A 20,453-nucleotide genomic window follows, 5' to 3' on the forward strand; every position below is an offset into this window, starting at 1 on the left:
CGTCAGTTGATTGAAATCCAGTCGGAAGCCTTGTTCAGTTCGCTGTCAAGCTCGGCTATGGCGTCCATGGCCGTCTTCACATAGTCGGCCTGTGGGGCGTCGACAAATGCCACGCCGGAGTTGATGCAGGCATCGAGGGCAGTGAACGAGCTCTGGAGGGCGTTCTCGAGCGATGTCGCCATGGTCGGGTTATACTTTCTCAGGTATGCCATGATCGACTTGTTCTCGTCGCGACGGCCTTCCACTCCGCCGTATATGGAGTTTTCTATGCTTATGATGTTGTCCTTGAAATCTACAAACGACTTCTTGCTGTAGGGCGACTCGATGTAGTTGGGGTCGGCTCCGGTGTATGCCTGGCCTATCTTCTGCCCGCTCACCTCCTGGGCTATGTTGGCGCATCCGGCCACGAGAATGGTGTTCATCACCACGCGCCATGTTGCATAGGTGCTGCCAATGTTGGTAGCCTCGAGCATGTTTTTGCCATAGGTGTAGTTGTTGCCTTCCACAGTGTTGGGCAGTTCACACTCGTCGACAACACGGGTGATGTGGTCGCTTGGTGCGTTCTCGTTCCATGAAACCTCGAGTTGCCAGCAGCGGTCGCGCAAGTCGCCGGCCACGGCAGCGGCATATATCAGCTCCTCGCGGCCCGACACGCGTACGCCTTTGCTCGTGAAGGCCTCGTCGGTTTCGTAAGCCCTCAGGCTCTCGACGGTGCGGTTGGCTCCGTTGCGGAACAGGATGAACTCGATGCCGTGGAATCCCAGCAGCTCCTGGCCCATCTTGTTGCCGGCGTAGCTGATGCCCTCATCGCCATTGTCGAGCATGGCTATCTTGTCGGCATTGCTTAGCTCGGTTACAAGACCGTCGAGGTCGAGCGGCCATGTGTCGATGTGCGGGTCGATTCCGAACACTGTTGCCGCCCCGTAGAGGAACGCCTCGCTTTCCTCCCACGACTGGCGTGCCTGCAGGAACTTTGAGCATATAGCGTCGAACTCTGTCTGCGTGAGGCTCGTTGGGTCGGCCTTGAACTTGTCTTTGGCTTCGGCCAGCATCTCATACAGCTCGCCCGTCTCAGTGGCCAGGTCGCTGTATGTGGGGTAGACCACGTTGTTGACATACTGGGTGGTGATGTCTTTCATCATCTGTTCCTTTTCGCTCAATGCCGACTCGTCCGTACTGCCGTCGCCGTTGTCGTCGCTGCACGATGTTAACCCGGCGGTCATGGCCATTGCCATTGCAAAGGCGGATGCATAGTAAAATAATCTTTTCATTGTGTAATATTGTTAGTTGTTATTGGATGTTTGTCTGTCGGTGCCCGCTTGCGCGCTGTGTGCCGCGGCGTCCGGGCTCAGAGGAAGAAGCCCTCGTATGCGATGCCCAGCGAGACAGAAGGCTCGTCGTTGTATTGCGACTTGAAGAATCGCTTGGAATATTCGGCTTTTACAGCCACCTGGGGTATCGGGTGGTAGTTTATGCCCGCCGCCATGCGTATCTTCTTGGTGTATTCATACTGGGCTTGCTGCTTGCTCGGGATGTATGAGTCGTAGCAGTCGTAACGGCCGAACACGTAGAGCTTCTGGTTGGTGCGGCGCGTCTTGTTTATTTGCGAGAACACGTCGTAACCGGCTTCAACGCCTATTGCGAAGGCGTTTTTGCCCACGGGCGACTTCTTGTAAGGCGCGTTCGTTGCGTTGATGTTGCGCTTTGCCTCGCTGATGGCGGCTGCGTCGCCCACATAGCCATAGTCGGCATTGCCGCGGACAATCCAGTTGTGGGCGTTGTAAGCGAAGTCGATGGCTCCGATGGCCACGGTTCCCTTCACTTCTTTGTATTTGTTGCCGTTGCTCTCCAGGTCGTGTGGGAAGGTGTTGTGCATCGACCTGCCGTAGTATCCGCTCAGGCCTATGCGCAGTCCGGGTATGGTGTAGTTGTCGATGCGCGCTGCAAAGCCGTACTTGTTGGCCACCTTAAACTCAAACGGAGAGCCCGCGCCGTTCTGAATCCAGTTGTCGCGGTCGAAAAGAAAGCCGTCCAAGCCGGCGATAAGCTGCACTTCATACCTGAAATCGCCCGAACGGCCCCAGAAACTGATGCCGGTGTCGTGCCAGGTGCAGGGCAGTATGGTTGCCTCGCCCTCCGGACGGTAGACGGTGAAGAAGTTGAGCGGTTCGTGGTAGGCGTTGGTGAAACCCACGGGAACGACAAAGTGGCCCACGCGGATGTTGGCCCAGCGGGCAAACGACTTCTGTATCCAGAACTGCTCCAGTTCCACTTCGCCTCCCTTCTCGGTCTCCTGCTCCCATTCGCCGGCTTCCTCGAACTCTTTCTCAACGGCTCCTCCGGCCCCACCGTGCTCAAACTCAATCTCGCTCGACATTGTCCAGCCTTTGCCGAAGTCGTAGCTTATATACACCACGGCATGCGGAATGTCAAACCGGCCGTGGCCGGGGGCGTCCTTGTATTTGCTGGCCTGGCTGTACCTGTAGACGTTGTCGCTGTAGAAGTTGCGCGTAAGGGCCACTTCGCCGTAGCCGCCTATGCTCAGGCGGTTGCCTCTCTGGTGGGTTGACACGCTGTCGAAGGCTGCCACCTGGGCCTGTGACTCGGTGGCGGCCTGTGCGGCAATGATGGCGAGCGCGATGGATGCGATAGCTGTTTTTTTCATTTTTCTCTTTGTCTTGATGTTTGCCTTGAGTTGTGATTTGCGTTGCAAAATTACGCTTTTACATAAACGTTGGCAATACTCAAAAGTCATGAAAAACTGTAACTAAATACTAAATAGTGATGAGCCGAGTCCGCCTGCTACCTACCTTTGGTGATGGTTGGTGGCTGTTTGGCGCCATCTGTCGGCAAAATTTGGCGGTAGCGAGGATGCCGTATTGCCAGTTGTATGTTGTAGTGTGTACACCAATGCTCAGTACGTCAGTGGGTTTTGCCTCTGCCAATGGTGACTCGCGGCTTGTTTCGGCGGTTTTTCGGCGTTGCGGTTTTGGTCGTGCTGCCAAGCGACTGTGGTCGCTGTGCGGGCACACTGCACGGCAGGCGTCCGGCCGGCATTCCTTTCTTTGAAATTTAGTTTACATAAATGGTGTGCCGATACATTATATATATGTGGCCCGCTGACTATGTCTGGCCTTTCGGCCCGGGGGTGTTAGGCAGGGCGAACGCCAATGCCAGGCAGTTGGCATCCGCGCCATGTCATTGCCGGGAATTAGCAGGAAATGTGTAGAGAAGGACAGAACTTGCGACATAAATACCTATTAATGATTATTGTGCGTATCGCTTTAAATTATTACTTTTGCAGAGGTAATAATTAATTGGTAGCGTAATGAAGAACCAGAAGATTTATGAGGCCAGCGACAAGATGATTTCTCTCATCAAAGACAACTACAATGTGTTGCAGTCTTTAGGCAGTTTCGGAATCAACCTTGGCTTTGGTGACAAGACGGTCAGAGAGACGTGCGAGGACAATGGTGTCGACACATACACCTTCCTTGCCGTGGTCAACTACACAATCAACGGCTATTACGGGTTCGACGACGACGACCAGCTGTCTGTGCCTACGCTAATGCATTACCTGAAGGCGTGCCACGTGTATTACCTCGACTTCCAGTTGCCGTTCATACGGAGGGAACTCCAGGAGGCAATCAATGAGAACGACAGCCTTGGCGGACTGCTCATGAAGCTGTACGATGAGTATGCGCGTGAGGTGAGAAAGCACATGCTGTATGAGGAAAAGACGCTCTTCCCATACGTGCAGGCGCTAATCGACAGGCAGCCGCTGGGCGACTACAACATAGAGACATTCTCCAAGCACCACAGCCAGACTGACATAAAGCTCAAGGAGCTAAAGACTACCATAATAAAATACCTGCCTACCGACATGCAGCGCAACCATAAGCTCATGTCGACGCTTTACGATATATACAACAACGAGGAGTGGCTGAGGCTTCACACGGAGGTTGAAGACAACATATTCGTGCCGGCCATCAGGAGGCTGGAGCGCATGTTGCGACAGAACGACGTGACGAAGAACATTTCGTCGATGGTGTTCAAGGGTGGGCAGGATAACGCCGACATGCTTTCCGACCGTGAGAAAGACGTCGTGGTGAGCCTTGTGCAGGGCATGTCGAACAAGGAAATAGCCGAGCATCTGTACATTTCGGTCAACACGGTGATAACGCACAGGCGCAATATTGCGCGGAAACTGCAGATACACAGTTCGGCCGGACTGACCATCTATGCAATTGTCAACGGACTGGTTGACATATCCAATGTAAAGCTTTAGGAATTTCTTTTAGACGGTTTGAAAAATATCATAAATCCGGTAGGCTGCTACCGGATTTTATTGTATCTTTGTGCCCGATTCGGAAAGGCTGAGGCCTGCCAGTCGCTTAGAAATTATCTAAAACGGGAAACTTTTTAATGGATTGTTGTTTCAAAGTTATCTAAAACGGAAAACTTATATGGAGATGAGAAGCTTTACGATTACCAAGAGAGACGGGGCGGCCGAGCGCTTTTCCCTCGACAAGATAATGAATGCCGTAATCAAGGCTTTCGGTTCGGTTGGCGAGCCGGTAGACCTTGGCTGTATATCGAAGATACTGAGCCACCTCGACATTCACGAAGGGATAACCGTTGAAGACATACAGAACCAGGTGGAAGAAGCGCTCATGAGAGAAGGCTACTACCGGGTGGCCAAGTCGTTCATGCTATATCGCCAGAAGCACACCGAAGACCGTGAGACGATGGAGAAACTGCGATTCCTGGCCGATTATTGCGAAGCAGCCAACGCCGCCTCGGGCTCTAAGTATGACGCCAATGCAAACGTAGAGCACAAGAACATTGCCACTCTTATAGGCGAGCTGCCCAAGTCGGGCTTCATCAGGCTGAACCGCAGGCTGCTGACCGACCGCATCAAAAAGATGTATGGCAAGGAGCTGGCCGACCGATATGTCGACATGCTTACCCATCATTTTATATACAAGAACGACGAGACAAGCCTTGCCAACTACTGCGCTTCAATCACAATGTATCCATGGCTCATCGGCGGTACGATGTCTATTGGCGGCAATTCCACCGCCCCAACCAACTTGAAGTCGTTTTGCGGAGGGTTTGTCAACATGGTTTTCATGGTGTCGAGCATGCTCAGCGGTGCTTGCGCCACGCCGGAGTTCCTGATGTATCTCAATTATTTCATCGGTCTGGAATATGGCAGGGAGTATTACAAGGAGCCCGACAGGGTGGTGGACTTGTCGCTGAAGCAGCGCACGGTAGACAAGATGATAACCGACTGTTTCGAACAGATTGTGTATTCAATAAACCAGCCTACTGGCGCACGCAACTATCAGGCTGTGTTCTGGAACATTGCGTATTACGACCGCCCGTACTTTGAAAGCCTGTTTGGCGACTTCTATTTCCCCGACGGAAGCAAGCCCGACTGGGAGGGGCTCAGCTGGTTGCAGAAGCGATTCATGAAGTGGTTTAACAAGGAACGTACCAAGGCTGTGCTTACATTCCCTGTCGAGACGATGGCCCTTTTGAGCAATGACGGCGACGTGATAGACGAAGAGTGGGGCGACTTTACGGCGGAGATGTATGCCGAAGGCCACTCTTTCTTTACTTACATGAGCGACAATGCCGACTCGCTGTCGAGCTGTTGCCGCCTGCGCAACGAGATACAGGACAACGGTTTCAGCTATACGCTTGGGGCAGGAGGCGTGTCGACGGGCTCTAAGAGCGTGCTGACCATCAACCTGAACCGTTGCATCCAGTATGCCGTAAACAACAACATTGACTACAAGGAGTTCTTGACCGACGTGATAGACATGTGCCACAAGGTGCAGCTGGCATACAACGAGAACCTCAAGGAACTGCAGGCCCACGGCATGCTGCCGCTTTTTGATGCGGGATATATCAACATGTCGCGGCAGTATCTCACCATCGGTGTCAACGGACTGGTAGAGGCTGCCGAGTTCATGGGGCTGCAGATAAATGACAATCCCGACTACCTGGCTTTTGTGCAAGGTGTGCTTGGGCTTGTAGAAAAGAAGAACCGTGAGTACAGAACAAGCGATGTGATGTTTAACTGCGAGATGATTCCGGCCGAGAATGTGGGCGTAAAGCATGCCAAGTGGGACCGTGAAGACGGGTATTTCGTGCCACGCGACTGTTACAACAGCTATTTCTACGTGGTTGAAGACGACTCGCTGAGCATTATCGACAAGTTCCGACTGCACGGGGCACCATACATTGAGCACCTCACAGGGGGCTCTGCCTTGCACATGAACCTCGAGGAGCACCTGTCGAAGGCGCAGTACAGGCAGTTGCTCCGCGTGGCCGCCAAGGAGGGATGCAACTATTTCACGTTCAACATACCCAACACGATATGCAACGATTGCGGGCATATTGACAAGCGCTACCTGCACGAATGCCCTCACTGCCACTCGACCAACGTTGACTATATGACGCGAATAATTGGCTACCTGAAGCGCGTGAGCAACTTCTCCGAGGCCCGACAGCAAGAGGCCGGGCGCCGTTTCTATGCCAAGGCGGGGGTTGAGCTTGCCGTCGACTGACTTTGCCAACTGTTTTGAAAATACTGACGGACAATGCTGAAATACGTAAACACAGGCGTAGTGTTCCAGGAAATACCCGACGAGGTAACCTTGGCGGTCAACCTCTCGGGCTGCCCTTGCCGTTGCCCCGGGTGCCACAGCCGCTATCTGTGGCAGGATGTCGGCACCCCGCTCACTCCGATGGAGCTTGAAAGGATGGTTCGGGCCAATGCGTCGGGGATAACGTGTGTGTGCTTCATGGGCGGCGATGCCGACCCGGCGTATGTCGGTGTGCTGGCCCGATATATAAGGCGAGAGCATCCCGGGCTCAAGGTGGGGTGGTACAGTGGCAGGCAGCGTGTGCCGGCGGTTGTGCGCAAGGCCGACTTCGACTACCTGAAGCTGGGCCCGTACATAGCCCATCTGGGATGCCTCAGGGAGCGCACCACCAACCAGAGGCTGTATAAGAAGGTGGCCGGTGACACATTTGCCGACATAACCTCGAGGTTCTGGCGCTGAGCCGGGGGCGGCATGCCCCGGAAAAAACTGGCGTTTGCCAATGTGGCCGTAGGGCAAAGAAACATGCATCCACGTTTCTTTGCCCTACGTTTTGTGTATTTAAATGCTGTCTACATCTACATATCCGTTCATCACGGCATAGATGGTAAGTGCCGAAACGCTCTTTATGCCAAGTTTTTCCATTATGTTTTTGCGGTGGGTAATCACAGTGGCAAGCCCAATGTTCAGCCTGTCGGCAATCTCTTTGTTGATGTAACCGCGCACGATTAGGGCCATCACCTCTGTCTCCCTGTCAGACAGCAGGCCGCGGCTGCTGCCGTGCATGGGCGGCAGGTTGCGCCCCTCGGCATGCGCGCTTTGCTCAAGCGCAAGCAGCGACTTTACAAATTGCCGCTCGGGCAAGTTGGTGCACAGGCAGTGGAAACCCGCTGGCTGCGACTCGGCCGTGGGCGAAGGCGTGAGCACGATGGTCTTGTTGCGCCGTTCGGCAAAGAAGGTGTGGTTTGACATGAGCACGTTCAGCGCAACGAAATAGTGGTAGTATAGTTCCGGGCTGTTGGCCATCAGTTCGGTGAACGAGCCGAACGTGTAGGCTTCCATCACCGGCACGACATCTTGCAGCATAAACTTCAGCCCAAGCGCGGCTGGCGTGTTGGGGTCGATGATTGCTATCTTTGGCCGGTGGCTGTTGCTTAACTCCATATCGTTTGCAAAGTTACATTAAAATAGCCAGTCTGCAAAATCCTGCATTTCATTTTGTTGGTTAGTTTTACTGAAACAGATGTGTTGTTTTTTACCAACCGCGCACGGCCTTCACCGCTTTCAGTTTGCGGAGCGTCGGCGGGCCGCTACCATGACGGTTGGGTGCTTGGCTACAGTGGCTACGGCTGCCCGCGCTGTGGGCTGTTGGCTCGTGCCTGGTGTGTTTCGGTTTTATGTTTCTTCCGTGCCTGTGTCTTGCCGGCACTAAAGCCTTGCTGAATCACGTGAAACAGGTGTGAATGCCCCATTGACGGTTGGCTTTGCCTGGCGTTGTTTCTTTCGTTTTTTTTATTTTAACTTGTGCATAGCGCCTCCCGGGGTGGCGCAGCAGTTCGCTTTGCGTTGTTTTATGCAGCATCGCTGCTGCCGGAGCCGCATGTCAAACTGCACGCAAATGCAACGTTGGGTAGGGCGACGACAGACAGTCGTGGCTTTGACTATATTTTAAAACGTGCTTTGCCCGGGCCAGTAGCCGTGTTGCCGAAACAACGTTCCGTGGCGTGTAGATATTTATCGCGCCGCATATTTCGCAAAATGGCCGGTTACTTGATATGCCACGCCCTCGTAGTTTGGAAAAGTGTACTGCCCTTTCTTTCTGCATGTCTTGTGTTTGCATGTAAGCCGCGATTGGCGGAGCAGCCTCGCCTTGCATTGATAGAAAATGCCGGCAGACTGTATCTTGCGTAGGCCTTGCCGGCGTTCTGTCTATGGATATTCGCGTTGATTGAAATGCTGTCACATTCGTTTTTTGCCACGTCGTTGTCTGCCGTGGTGTAGCCAGCAATCCGTTTGCCTTGCATTTCGGCTTGTTCTGCTCTCCCGTTTGGCCAGTTTTAGGCTATAAAACGGGCTGTTTTGAATGGCAACGAGGCCCGTATTGCAATATGCTGTCATTCAGTTGGTTATGACATTGGCCCACATCGGCTGTTTGATGGCGATGTGAAGGGCCGGTCAAAGCGGCACAAGCCGTGCCGTGCCTTATAATTTCCGATAGTGGTATGGTGGTGCTTCAGGTGAAGGCCGGTTCGTATGGCAAGTCAGTCATGTGGCTGTTGTTTGTTGGTGAGAGCATATTGTTGGTTGAATATGCATAGTTGTGTATAGAGAGGAGTTGCCATAAAAAATATCGTCACTGCCCCGTGCGGGACAGTGACGACATGTTGATTGCAGTCTTTGTTCGTCTGTTACGACAAGAAACCGAGCAGTGCTCCGGCTGCAACAGCCGAGCCAATCACTCCGGCCACGTTGGGGCCCATGGCGTGCATGAGCAGGAAGTTGTGGCGGTCGTATTCCAAGCCCATGTTGTTGCTTATGCGCGCACTCATTGGTACGGCCGACACGCCGGCGTTTCCTATGAGCGGGTTAAGCTTTTTGTCCTTCGGCAAGAACAGGTTCATCACCTTTACGAAGAGCACTCCGCTGGCAGTGGCGACCATAAACGAGCACGCTCCGATGATGAATATGTAGAGCGTATTGACCGTGAGGAACTCGCTGGCCTGCGTAGAGCATCCTACGGTGAGGCCGAGCAACATCACGATGATGTCGTTGAGGGCCGATCCGGCAGTCTTTGCCAGTCGTGTGGTCTTGCCCGACTCCTTGAGCAGGTTGCCAAAGAAGAGCATGCCGAGCAGCGGCAGGCCCGAGGGCACGATGAACGTTGTGAGCAGCAGTCCGATGATGGGGAAGAGTATGCGCTCTGTCTGGCTCACCTGGCGTGCCGGCTTCATGCGGATGAGGCGCTCTTTCTTGGTGGTGAGCATGCGCATGAGTGGCGGCTGGATTAGCGGCACGAGCGCCATGTATGAATAGGCACACACGGCAATGGCTCCCATGAGGTTGGGGCTGAGCTTCGACGATAGGAAGATGGCTGTAGGGCCGTCGGCTCCGCCGATGATGGCTATGCCCGCAGCCTGGTTGGGCTCGAAGCCTAAGCCGAGGGCAACCATGTAAGCTCCGAAGATGCCGAACTGTGCGGCAGCTCCGATGAGCACTAGCTTGGGGTTGGCTATCAGTGCCGAGAAGTCGGTCATGGCGCCGATGCCGAGGAACACCAGCGGCGGATACCATCCTTGGCGCACGCCCTGGTAGAATATGTTCAGCACCGAGTTGTCTTCATATAATCCCACCTCGAGGCCGGCGTCGGCCTTGAAAGGGATGTTGCCTATGATGATTCCCAGTCCGATGGGTATGAGCAACAGGGGCTCAAAGTCTTTCTTTATGGCGAGATATATCAGTATCGCGCCCACAATAATCATTATGATGTTCCCCGTTGAGGCGTTGACGAAGCCTGTGTATCCGAGGAATTCATTGAAATTTTCTGCTAAGAACTCTGTGAATCCCATAAGTCATCAAGCTATTGTGAGCAGAACGGCACCTTCTAATACCGAGTCGCCCTGGTTAACTAATATTGACGTGACCGTGCCTGAGAACTCTGTCTCGATGTTGTTTTGCATCTTCATGGCCTCGAGCACAACTACGGTGTCGCCGTCTTTGACCACGTCGCCTACCTTGACGTTGACCGATGTGATGGTGCCGGGCAGTGGTGCCTTTACCTGTGAGCCGGTGGCAGAGGCGGCAGGCTGGGCTGCCGCGGCGGCGGGTGCCTGCGATGCGGGTGCCTGCTGTGGAGCCGCCGTAGCCTGTTGGTGCACCTCGGGCTTCTTGCGTATGGCGTGGGCAGGGTTGATGGGCTGCTTGAGCTCTACTTCAAACTTGATGCCGTTGACCTGAACCTTGGCCACGTTGCCCTCCAGCTCTTCAATCTCTACATCGTAGTCTACACCTTGTACTTTATATTGAAACTTGTTCATAGTTGCTTGTCTTTAGTTTATTGGGTTATGGATTATTCATGAAATTGGGTCATCTGGATGTATTCCACGTTCCAGTCCGTGTCTTTGGGCTTGATGGTTATGATGCCGCTTTCAACATCATGGGTGTTGCTCGTGTATTGCTGGATGGCAAGTGCAATTACAGCAATGTAGGTCTCTTTGTCAATGCCTTTCGACTTGAGGCCGTCTTGCAGCAATACGTTTGTCTTGTGGCCCAGCTCAACGGTCTTCTCCATCGTCTTTACTCCGGCCTTGAGAGGTTGCATGTTGGCAACTTTCTTTGCTGCGGCACGGTGCTTCATGAACATTCCGAACAGCGTGAAGAAGATGCAAAGCAACGCAAGGCAGAAGAACACGATGCCCATGGCAAGCACTGTGATGCCTATTCCGTATGGGTCGTTGCGTTTCAATTTGGCGATTTTCGTCTCGTCAACCTGTATATAGTTTGATATACCAGGCGTTACGGCGTCAGCCGGCTTGACCTGCCATACAGGCGAACCGTCGTGCTGGCGTGCGTATGACTGGTTGGCACCCAGTGCCGGAACAGTCACGGAGTCGAGGAGTTGTGTTGCGTTGCCGTTGTAGAGACCAATCCAGGTGGGTTTTTCCGGGTCGATCTTCACAGAGAGGTGCAGCGTTCCCTTGGCTGGGTTGCTGTTACAGTAAAGCAGCAAGTGTTGGCGTGCGCTAAGGTTTGTGCGTGCATCCCCGTTGGGAATGATGCTCATGCGCTTGATGCGCTCGGGAACACTCATTTCTGGGTCGAGTACGGACCGGTCTGTTGTCAGGAACATGCCCCTGATATTGTAGGTGGAGAATGACACATTGGCTATCTCCACCCATGCTTCCCTACGCCCGTATTCGTCCTGTAGGCTTGTTGTGTTGTTGGTCATGACTTCGTTCAGCTTGATGCTGTTGGACACCTGTCCCAAGGCGCCGGTTGAAGCTGATGTAAGCACTAGGCCTAACAGTAATCCGAACTTGTTCATTTCAGTGTGTGAGTATTATGTTAGTATTGATATTGTTAGTTCAACCTGTCAGATGCCGCAACACAGGAGTATTATCAGCTGTGCGGTGAATATGCGCAGGAACATGCTAAGCGGATAGACCGTAGAGTAACCCACTGCAGGCGCCTCTTTCGAGCACGACTGGTTGGCATAGGCCAATGCTGGCGGGTCGGTATATGTTCCGGCAATCATGCCCATTATCGTGAAATAGTTGAATTTGTATTTCAGCCTTGCTATCGTTCCTACTATAAGTATAGGTATCACCGTTATTAGGAAGCCTGTGTAAACGTATTTCAGGCCGTCGCCCCTGACGACAGTGTCCAAGAAACCCTCACCGGCCTTGATGCCGACGCTGGCAAGGAAGAGCACAAGGCCAATCTCGCGAAGCATGGTGTTGGCGCTGGTGGTTGTGTATGTCACAAGGTGTACCTTGTAACCGTAGCGCCCTATGAGTATGGCTATGACGAGCGGGCCTCCGGCTATGCCGAGTTTCAGCGGCATGGGCATTCCCGGCACTGCAAATGGCAGGCTGCCAAACAATATGCCGACTATGATGCCAATGAATATTGTAGCGATGTTGGGGCTGTCGAGCCGCTTTATCGAGTTGCCAAGCACGCTTGACACGCGGTTGACAAGGTTCTCGGGCCCAACCACCATGACGCGGTCGCCCACTTGGAGGGCCAGGTGGGGGTTGGCAAACAAATCCATGCCCTGGCGTGTGACGCGGGTAACGTTGACGCCGTAGACGGTAGAGAAGTGCATCTGGCCCAGCGTCTTGCCGTTGATTGACGGGCGGGTGACGACGATTCGCTTCGATACCATTGGCTGGTCTTGCTTTTCCCATTCAACCTGCTCCTCGGGCCCGATGAATGCCTTTATGGCTTCGGCATCGGCCTCTGCACATACTATAAATACGATGTCGCCCAGTTCGAGCGTGGTCTGGCCGTTGGGTATGCTTACATGCCCGTCGTGCAATACGCGGGAACAAACGAAGTCACGGTTTAGGAAGTCGTGTATTTGCTTTATTGAACGGCCGGCAAGGTATGAGTTTGTCACGCGCAGGTGCATGTTGTGGGGCTTTACGTGTGCATCCTCTTCAGAGTCTTTGTTCAGCACTTCTTCCTCTTTGTCGAGCGATATGTGGCAAATGTATCTCAGAAGTATGGTCGCTCCGATTATTCCCAACACGCCGAGCGGGTAGGCACAAGCGTAGCCCGACGCTATTTGCGGGGCCTGGCCTTTGGGGAAGACGCTGTCGAGGGCTTCCGTGGCAGCGCCAAGCCCAGGGGTGTTGGTCACGGCGCCATAGAGCGTTCCGACCATCATGGGCAGGTTCTTGGGGTCGCTCGTGTCGAAGAAAATGAAATAACATGCGAACATGACGCCAATGTTCAGCAATATGGCCGCACAAGCGAGCACATTAAGCGTAATGCCGCCTTTTCGGAAACTGGCAAAGAATCCGGGCCCAACTTGTAGTCCTATCATGAAGACAAACAAGATAAGGCCGAAGTCTTGCAGGAATGTCAGTATGTTGAGTGGGGCTGTCTGGCCTATGTGGCCGGCAACTATGCCCGCAAACAACACGAATGTCACACCGAGCGATATTCCGCCTACTTTGATTTTGCCGAGGAGTACACCAACAGCAATCACTATAGCATACAGAATAGCTATGTGCGCTACAGACTCGGTGTTAGTGAATAGATTTATTAGCCAATCCATGTGGAATATTAATATTATCTAAGTTGCAAAATTAGGTAAAATATTGCGCAAATAACAATTTATGTGTAATTATTTTCGTTCGGCGCTTGAAGTTTTTGAATTTTTCACGATTGGCAATCTTTTTCTCGTTATATTTTTCAGAAACTCGGATATTCTGTATATCTTTGCATAATGATCGGCTGCGCCCGGCGCACTGAAGGTGGCGCCGCGGCTTGCCCGGCCTGTGGCTCACCATGGCGGTGATGCCGCGCCGGCACGGGCCGGCACGGGCGAGGGCATGCCTCACCTGAGGCGGACGGTATTTCAGCTCTGAGAGCTTGACGCGTGACTCAACGATTCAATAACTTATATAATAAATATTGTATTTTATGTCAAACAACAGAGAAAAACTCTTTACTGAGTTCGAAGCTCCTACAACCCAGGAATGGCTTGATAAGATTCAAGTTGACTTGAAGGGTGCAGACTTCAACAAGAGACTGGTTTGGAGAACCAATGAAGGCTTCTCCGTACCGCCGTTCTATCGCAGGGAAGATGTCGAGAAATTGAAGACCCCTGATGCTTTGCCCGGTGAATTCCCGTTCGTGCGCGGCAATAAGAAGGACAGCAACTCATGGTATGTGCGCCAAGACATAAAGGTTGATGACGCAAAGGAAGGAAACGCCAAGGCCTTGGATGTGTTGTCTAAGGGGGTGGACTCGCTGGGCTTCCATTTCTGTGGGGACTGCATAAGCGCAGAGTTCGTTGAGACTTTGCTCGACGGCGTCAAGTGTGACTGTGTGGAACTCAACTTCTGCACTTGCAAACGGCGCTCTGTTGACCTTGCAAAGATACTGTGCGCATATTTTGAAAGCAAGGGGTATGCAAAGGAGAGCATTGTCGGTTCGATTGACTGGGACCCTATTGAGAAGATTGTGATGAAGGGCAAGGACGTCACCCGCCTGCTGCCACTCGCTTCACAGCTGGTCGACATGTTCAAGGATTATCCTCATTTCCGCTGCATTGCCGTTAACGCTGCTTCGCTTAACAATGCCGGAGCATATATCGTACAGGAGTTGGGATATGCCCTCGCATGGGGACATGAATATCTCTCCGAGCTGGTTGAAGCAGGCGTAGACCCCGCTTTGGCGGCAAGCAAGATAAAGTTTAATATGGGCATCACCGAAAACTATTTCATGGAAATAGCGAAGTTCCGTGCCGCCCGCTTGCTTTGGGCCGAGATAGTGAAGCAGTATGAGCCCAAGTGCGATTGCGCTTGCAAGATGTGTGTCAATGCAACGACCACCACTTACAACATGACTATGTATGACAGCTATGTGAATTTGCTCCGCACGCAAACCGAGGCAATGAGTGCAGCACTTGGCGGAGTCCACTCTATATCTGTCGTTCCATTCGATGCCGTTTACGAGACTCCTACCGACTTCTCTGAGCGTATTGCCCGCAATCAGCAGTTGTTGCTTAAGGAAGAGAGCCACTTCGACAAGGTGGTGGATCCTTCTGCCGGGTCATACTTCATCGAAGAGCTGACCACTTCGCTCGCCGATGCAGCGTGGAAGCTGTTCCTCAAGATAGAAGAACAGGGCGGATACCTTGAAGCTGTCAAGTGTGGCGTCGTGCAGGATGATGTAAATACGACCAACACCAAGCGCCATGAAGATGCCGCCAAGCGCAAGGAGTTCATCCTCGGAACCAACCAATATCCTAATTTCACGGAGGTTTCTGACGGAAAGGCGCCCTTGTCGTGCTCTTGCGGATGCGGAAGCAAGCATGAAGACGCTCCGTTCAAGGCCATCACTTCCACGCGTCTTGCCGCCGACTTTGAGCAGTTGCGCTTGCAGACCGAGCACAGTGGCAAGGTGCCTACGGCGTTTATGCTTACGATAGGCAGCCTGGCCTGGCGCCAGGCACGTGCGCAGTTCAGTTCAAACTTCCTTGCCTGCGCCGGATACAAGATTGTAGACAACCTTGGATTTGACACGGTTGAAGAAGGAGTGGACGCCGCAATGAAGGCCGGTGCCGACATTGTCGTGCTTTGCTCAAGCGACGATGAGTATGCTACATTTGCAGTTCCGGCATACAATTACCTTGCCGGCCGCGCAATGTTTATCGTTGCCGGAGCACCGGCATGTATGGATGAGCTCAAGGCTGCAGGCATTGAGAACTTTATACACGTGAAGTGCAATGTGCTTGAGACATTGAGAGAGTATAACGCTAAATTGGGAATCAAATAACCACAAGAGTCATGAGAAAGAGTTTTAAAGATGTTGATATATTTGCCGGGATAAAGGCTGCCAACGGAGCCGACTGGCAGAAGTCCAATGGTATTGCTCCCAATTGGAAGACTCCGGAGCATATTGAAGTGAAGCCTGTTTACACAAAGGAAGACCTCGAAGGCATGGAGCACCTTGACTTCGCTGCCGGTATTCCGCCGTTCCTGCGCGGCCCTTACTCAATGATGTATCCTTTCCGTCCGTGGACGATACGTCAGTATGCCGGATTCTCAACGGCTGAGGAGTCAAACGCTTTCTATCGCCGCAACCTGGCTTCCGGACAGAAAGGTCTGTCGGTGGCTTTCGACCTGCCAACACACCGCGGTTACGACCCCGACAACGAGCGTGTGGTCGGTGACGTTGGAAAGGCCGGCGTGTCGATTTGCAACGAAGAGAACATGAAGGTGCTCTTCGATGGCATCCCACTCAACAAGATGTCTGTGTCGATGACGATGAATGGTGCGGTGTTGCCCGTGCTCGCGTTCTACATCGTGGCAGGCCTGGAGCAGGGGGCCAAGCTGGAGGAGATGGCCGGTACCATCCAGAACGACATCTTGAAGGAGTTCATGGTGAGAAACACCTACATCTATCCGCCAGCCTTCTCAATGAAGATTATTGCCGACATATTCGAGTTCACTTCTCAGAATATGCCTAAGTTCAACTCTATATCCATCTCCGGTTACCACATGCAGGAAGCCGGAGCCACTGCAGACATTGAGCTTGCATATACGCTTGCCGACGGAATGGAGTATATCCGTGCCGGAGTCAACGCCGGGATAGACATCGATGCGTTTGCACCCCGCCTGTCATTCTTCTGGGCAATAGGCGTCAACCACTTCATGGAGATTGCCAAGATGCGTGCGGCCCGCTTGCTTTGGGCTAAGATTGTGAAGAGTTTTGGAGCCAAGAACCCGAAGTCGATGGCTCTGCGCACGCACTCGCAGACATCAGGTTGGTCGCTCACCGAGCAAGATCCTTATAATAATGTCGGCCGCACTTGCATCGAGGCAATGGCTGCCGTGCTTGGCCATACCCAGTCGCTGCACACCAATGCGCTCGACGAGGCCATAGCATTGCCAACCGACTTCTCTGCCCGCATTGCCCGCAACACCCAGATATACATCCAGAACGAGACAAAGGTTTGCAAGCACATCGACCCGTGGGCCGGTTCTTATTATGTGGAGTCGCTCACAAATGAGCTCGTTCACAAGGCATGGGAGCACATACAGGAGATTGAGAAGCTCGGCGGCATGGCCAAGGCCATTGAGACCGGCGTGCCAAAGATGCGCATCGAGGAAGCTGCAGCCCGTACACAGGCCCGCATCGACAGTGGCGTGCAGGTTATCGTCGGCACAAACAAGTACCGTCTTGACCACGAAGACCCGATTGACATCCTCGAGGTTGACAACACCGCCGTGCGCAAGCAGCAGGAAGAGCTTCTGGCACAGATCCGCTCAACGCGCGACAACGAGGCTTGCAAGAAAGCGCTGGCCGAACTTACGGAATGCGTTCGCAGCGGCAAGGGCAACCTTTTGGCCCATGCCATCGAATGCGCCAAGTTGCGTTGCACTCTCGGTGAGATAAGTGATGCCTGCGAAGAGGTCGTAGGCCGTTACAAAGCAGTAATCAGAACTATTTCAGGCGTGTATTCATCAGAAAGCAAAAATGACAAGGACTTCGACGTGGCTTGCAGGCTTACCGAGGAGTTTGCAAAGAAAGAAGGACGTCGCCCGCGTATCTTCGTAGCAAAGATGGGACAGGACGGGCACGACCGTGGTGCAAAGGTTGTGGCCACAGGATATGCCGACTGCGGTTTCGATGTCGACATGGGCCCGTTGTTCCAGACTCCGGCCGAGGCTGCACGCGAGGCTGTCGAGAATGATGTGCATGTGGTGGGCGTGTCTTCTCTGGCTGCAGGCCACAAGACACTCATCCCTCAGCTCATCGACGAGTTGAAGAAACTCGGGCGCGAAGACATCATGGTCATTGCCGGAGGCGTGATCCCCGCACAGGATTACGACTTCCTCTACAAGGCCGGTGTTGCCGCAATATTCGGCCCGGGCACATCTGTTGCCAAGGCTGCAGTGGAGATAATGAACATCTTGCTCGACGAGGATTGAGCAAAACCTCGTCTTTGTATGGCATGAAAAACGCGCCGGAAGCATCTTCCGGCGCGTTTCTTTATTGTGCAGTTGTATGTTGACAACGCCATGCTTGTCGGCCGCCTCACTTTATTATCCGCACAACCGGTGCAATGTTGTTGGCTGTTTTCGGCAGTGTGATGTGCAGACCTTCGGCATCCTGCACCGCTTTCAGCTTGCCGTAGCCAAGCAGGTAAACGCTTTTTATTGTCTTGCCTATGTGCTTGTTGCCTGAAGCCAGCGACGTTATGGTGAGTTTTCCGTCTTTTGGCCATGCCATTGATGTGGCGTAAACGTACCTCCGAGTCTGCGTGAACCTTATTTCGCGGCTGTCCATATCCCGGTACTGCGAGTCGTTGAAGCCCTGCGCATTCAGCGCAATGCCTTTTTTAGCTATGGGGCCCTCACCGAACACAAGCCACGGACGGGTGCCGTAAACGCTCTCTCCGTTTGTCTTCAGCCACCTGCCTATCTCGTCGAGAATAGCCTTTTCTTTCTCGTCGAAGGTGCCGTCGGCGCGCAGAGGCACGCTGAGCAGCAGGTTGCCGTTCTTGCTCACAACGTCCACAAGCTGGCGCACCACCAATGCAGCCGACTTATATCCTTTTTCGTAAGTGCGCGTGTTATAGTGCCAGTCGCCCAGGCATGTGCATGTTTGCCAAGGCTGTTCAATCATCTTGCTCGGTGCTCCACGTTCCACGTCCCATGTGATGGCTTTGCGTTGTTGTTCGTCCAGTATTTTGCCGAACATCACGGCAGTGGCCTTGCCTTTGTTCATTTTCTCGTTGTGGTTGTAGAAGTGGGCGGCAATCTTCAGCCCAGCGTCGCTTATCGGGTAGAACGGCATCACCGTGGCGTCGAAATACAGCAAGTCGGGGTCGTAGCGGTTGATGGCGTCGAGGGTTCTGTTGTAAAAGTTGGTGACAAATTTCTGAGATGGCAGACTTGCACCGTTGCCCCATGCCCATTGTTGGTGAATCATGCCGTCTGCCCATGTGGCTTTGCTTGGCGTATGTTCTTGGGCATACAGGTCTTGCGGGTCGTAGCCCTCCCACCACTTGCCCACGCCGTCGGCCTTTGTCATCCATCCGTCATATGGCACTCCCATCTTCTCGCCGCTGCGGTCGTATCGCCGTGCCGGTTCGTACCATGTCCATGCATGGTCGGCGTGCAGGCTAATGCCAAAAGGCAGGCCGGCTTTCCTGGCTGCTGCTGCCCATTCTCCGAGAACGTCGCGTTTAGGGCCGATATTCATCGAGTTCCACGGCTGATACTTGCTGTCCCATAGGTCATAGTTGTCGTGATGGTTGCCAAGGGCGAAGAAATATTTGGCCCCAATTGCCTTGTAATATGCCACGAGAGAGTCGGGAGACCAATGCTCCGCCTTGAACAATGGCAGGATATCCTTGAATCCGAACTCCGACGGATGGCCGTAGTGCTCAACGTGGTACTTGTATTGGTAACTGCCTTCGAGATACATTTTCCGCGCCATCCAGTCGCCGCTGGCCTCGACGCACTGCGGCCCCCAGTGCGCCCATATTCCAAACTTGGCGTCGCGGAACCATTCCGGCGTCTCATGGTTGGCCAGCGACTCCCACGAGGGGCGGTAGTTGCCTTGTTCCATTTTCTCGTCTGTTTCTGCTACTTTCACTTTGTAGTCTTGTGAATGCGCGCCACTTAAGGCAGCGCAAAGGCATAGTGCCGCAATCAAATGTTTTTTCATCTGTTTCTTTCAGGTTGTTATTGTTAGTCGTTGCACTACGTCGGCAAAGGACGCACTGCTTTGTGCAAAGATACAACATTTCCCGCTAATGGCATAATGTGCGCTTATGTATTTGCCTTCAAGGCTTGGTCAGTCGCCCACTTTCCGCTCTCGTATGCTTTTGTTGGCAACAGTTGCCTGTCACACAAAACTTTGCCGCTGTAAGGTTTTGCGTTCTCGGCTTTATTTCATACCTTTGCAGATACAGTGTTTCATACAATAACAACAAGCCTATGACAGCAAATACGGCAAGGGAAGAATACATATCACTGTTGAAGTCGACCGGTCGCAGCGGCATCGACAGTGTGGTCGACTACCTCGACAAGGCGGGTTTTTTCAAGGCTCCGGCTTCGGTTAACCGCCATCTGAGCCATGACGGCGGCCTGCTCGAGCATTCGCTCAATGTCTACCGGACCGCCATGATGCTGCGAGAGCAGATGATTGCCATGCGTCCCGACATAGAAGGGCGGCTTCAGGTAGACAGCGTGGTTATATCTTCCTTGCTTCACGACATTTGCAAGGCGAACATTTACCACAAGACAACCAAATACCGCAAGGACGCCAACAACCGCTGGGAAGCCTACGACGGCTACGACGTGGATTACACCCGCTTCCCCCTCGGCCATGGCGAGAAATCTGTTGTGATGCTGCTTCGCCTCGGCCTGGAGCTGTCGAATGACGAGATACTGGCCATACGTTGGCACATGTCTGCGTGGGACTTGTCTTTTCAGAGCTTCGAGTCGAAGAGCAACATCTCTGCCGCGAGCGACGTGCCGCTTGTGGCCATACTCCAGGCGGCCGATGCACTGGCCGCCCACATCCTTGAGTGCTGAGCGTCGGTGCCTGCCGTCACTGCTGGCAGTAGCCTGCCATGCCGGTTTCGTCTGTCAG

Annotated in this window: 14 protein-coding genes; 6 read left to right on the top strand and 8 right to left on the bottom strand. The window is 53.2% G+C overall.

Annotated features, from left to right (window positions below; all coding sequences use genetic code 11):
• Nucleotides 1-2 precede the first annotated feature (2 nt).
• Together M3089_RS00205 and M3089_RS00210 are read right to left on the bottom strand one after the other, a co-directional pair.
• Nucleotides 3-1,271: an imelysin family protein gene (locus tag M3089_RS00205; protein ID WP_249081127.1), complete on the bottom strand. Its 1,269-nt coding sequence runs from the start codon at nucleotides 1,269-1,271 to the stop codon at nucleotides 3-5.
• Between the two features lie 77 nt (nucleotides 1,272-1,348).
• Complete coding sequence (locus M3089_RS00210; RefSeq protein ID WP_249081128.1) at nucleotides 1,349-2,665, bottom strand: hypothetical protein; 1,317 nt, start codon at nucleotides 2,663-2,665, stop codon at nucleotides 1,349-1,351.
• A gap of 663 nt (nucleotides 2,666-3,328) precedes the next feature.
• Between M3089_RS00210 and M3089_RS00215 the strand changes: the two genes are divergently transcribed.
• The 3 genes from M3089_RS00215 to nrdG all read left to right on the top strand — a co-directional run bounded on the left by M3089_RS00215 (nucleotide 3,329) and on the right by nrdG (nucleotide 7,076).
• Entirely contained in the window at nucleotides 3,329-4,288 is a 960-nt protein-coding gene (locus M3089_RS00215; RefSeq protein WP_249081129.1) for a LuxR C-terminal-related transcriptional regulator, read from the top strand.
• A gap of 178 nt (nucleotides 4,289-4,466) precedes the next feature.
• Nucleotides 4,467-6,578, top strand: coding sequence for an anaerobic ribonucleoside-triphosphate reductase (gene nrdD, locus M3089_RS00220; RefSeq protein ID WP_249081130.1), 2,112 nt, complete (start codon nucleotides 4,467-4,469; stop codon nucleotides 6,576-6,578).
• Between the two features lie 33 nt (nucleotides 6,579-6,611).
• The gene (gene nrdG, locus M3089_RS00225; protein ID WP_205108740.1) at nucleotides 6,612-7,076 is read left to right on the top strand and encodes an anaerobic ribonucleoside-triphosphate reductase activating protein; all 465 of its coding nucleotides are present in this window, start codon (nucleotides 6,612-6,614) and stop codon (nucleotides 7,074-7,076) included.
• A 99-nt stretch (nucleotides 7,077-7,175) separates the two neighbouring features.
• On the opposite strand, the gene M3089_RS00230 is transcribed toward nrdG, so the two are convergent.
• From M3089_RS00230 to M3089_RS00250, 5 genes are all read right to left on the bottom strand, one after another.
• On the bottom strand, nucleotides 7,176-7,778 hold the full coding sequence (locus M3089_RS00230) for a response regulator transcription factor (RefSeq protein ID WP_249081131.1): 603 nt from the start codon (nucleotides 7,776-7,778) through the stop codon (nucleotides 7,176-7,178).
• Between the two features lie 1,244 nt (nucleotides 7,779-9,022).
• Complete coding sequence (locus M3089_RS00235) at nucleotides 9,023-10,180, bottom strand: sodium ion-translocating decarboxylase subunit beta (RefSeq protein WP_249081133.1); 1,158 nt, start codon at nucleotides 10,178-10,180, stop codon at nucleotides 9,023-9,025.
• A gap of 6 nt (nucleotides 10,181-10,186) precedes the next feature.
• A complete protein-coding gene (locus M3089_RS00240) occupies nucleotides 10,187-10,648 on the bottom strand; it encodes a biotin/lipoyl-containing protein (RefSeq protein WP_249081135.1) in 462 nt (153 codons plus the stop codon).
• Nucleotides 10,649-10,680: 32 nt separating this feature from the next.
• A complete protein-coding gene (locus M3089_RS00245) occupies nucleotides 10,681-11,655 on the bottom strand; it encodes an OadG family protein (RefSeq protein WP_249081136.1) in 975 nt (324 codons plus the stop codon).
• A 48-nt stretch (nucleotides 11,656-11,703) separates the two neighbouring features.
• Complete coding sequence (locus tag M3089_RS00250; protein ID WP_249081139.1) at nucleotides 11,704-13,392, bottom strand: putative transporter; 1,689 nt, start codon at nucleotides 13,390-13,392, stop codon at nucleotides 11,704-11,706.
• A 368-nt stretch (nucleotides 13,393-13,760) separates the two neighbouring features.
• On the opposite strand from M3089_RS00250, the gene mutA reads away from it, so the two are divergent.
• Nucleotides 13,761-15,620, top strand: a complete 1,860-nt coding sequence (mutA, locus tag M3089_RS00255) for a methylmalonyl-CoA mutase small subunit (RefSeq protein WP_205108752.1) — start codon at nucleotides 13,761-13,763, stop codon at nucleotides 15,618-15,620.
• Nucleotides 15,621-15,631: 11 nt separating this feature from the next.
• Entirely contained in the window at nucleotides 15,632-17,779 is a 2,148-nt protein-coding gene (scpA, locus tag M3089_RS00260; protein WP_249081141.1) for a methylmalonyl-CoA mutase, read from the top strand.
• A 106-nt stretch (nucleotides 17,780-17,885) separates the two neighbouring features.
• Here the strand turns inward: scpA and M3089_RS00265 are convergent, their stop codons facing one another.
• The gene (locus M3089_RS00265; protein ID WP_249081144.1) at nucleotides 17,886-19,523 is read right to left on the bottom strand and encodes an alpha-L-fucosidase; all 1,638 of its coding nucleotides are present in this window, start codon (nucleotides 19,521-19,523) and stop codon (nucleotides 17,886-17,888) included.
• A gap of 272 nt (nucleotides 19,524-19,795) precedes the next feature.
• On the opposite strand from M3089_RS00265, the gene M3089_RS00270 reads away from it, so the two are divergent.
• Nucleotides 19,796-20,395 (top strand): HD domain-containing protein, encoded by a 600-nt coding sequence (locus tag M3089_RS00270; RefSeq protein WP_205108758.1) that lies wholly within the window; start codon nucleotides 19,796-19,798, stop codon nucleotides 20,393-20,395.
• Nucleotides 20,396-20,453 lie beyond the last annotated feature (58 nt).

The organism is Marseilla massiliensis (assembly GCF_023336985.1).
GTDB classification, from domain to species: domain Bacteria; phylum Bacteroidota; class Bacteroidia; order Bacteroidales; family Bacteroidaceae; genus Prevotella; species Prevotella intestinigallinarum.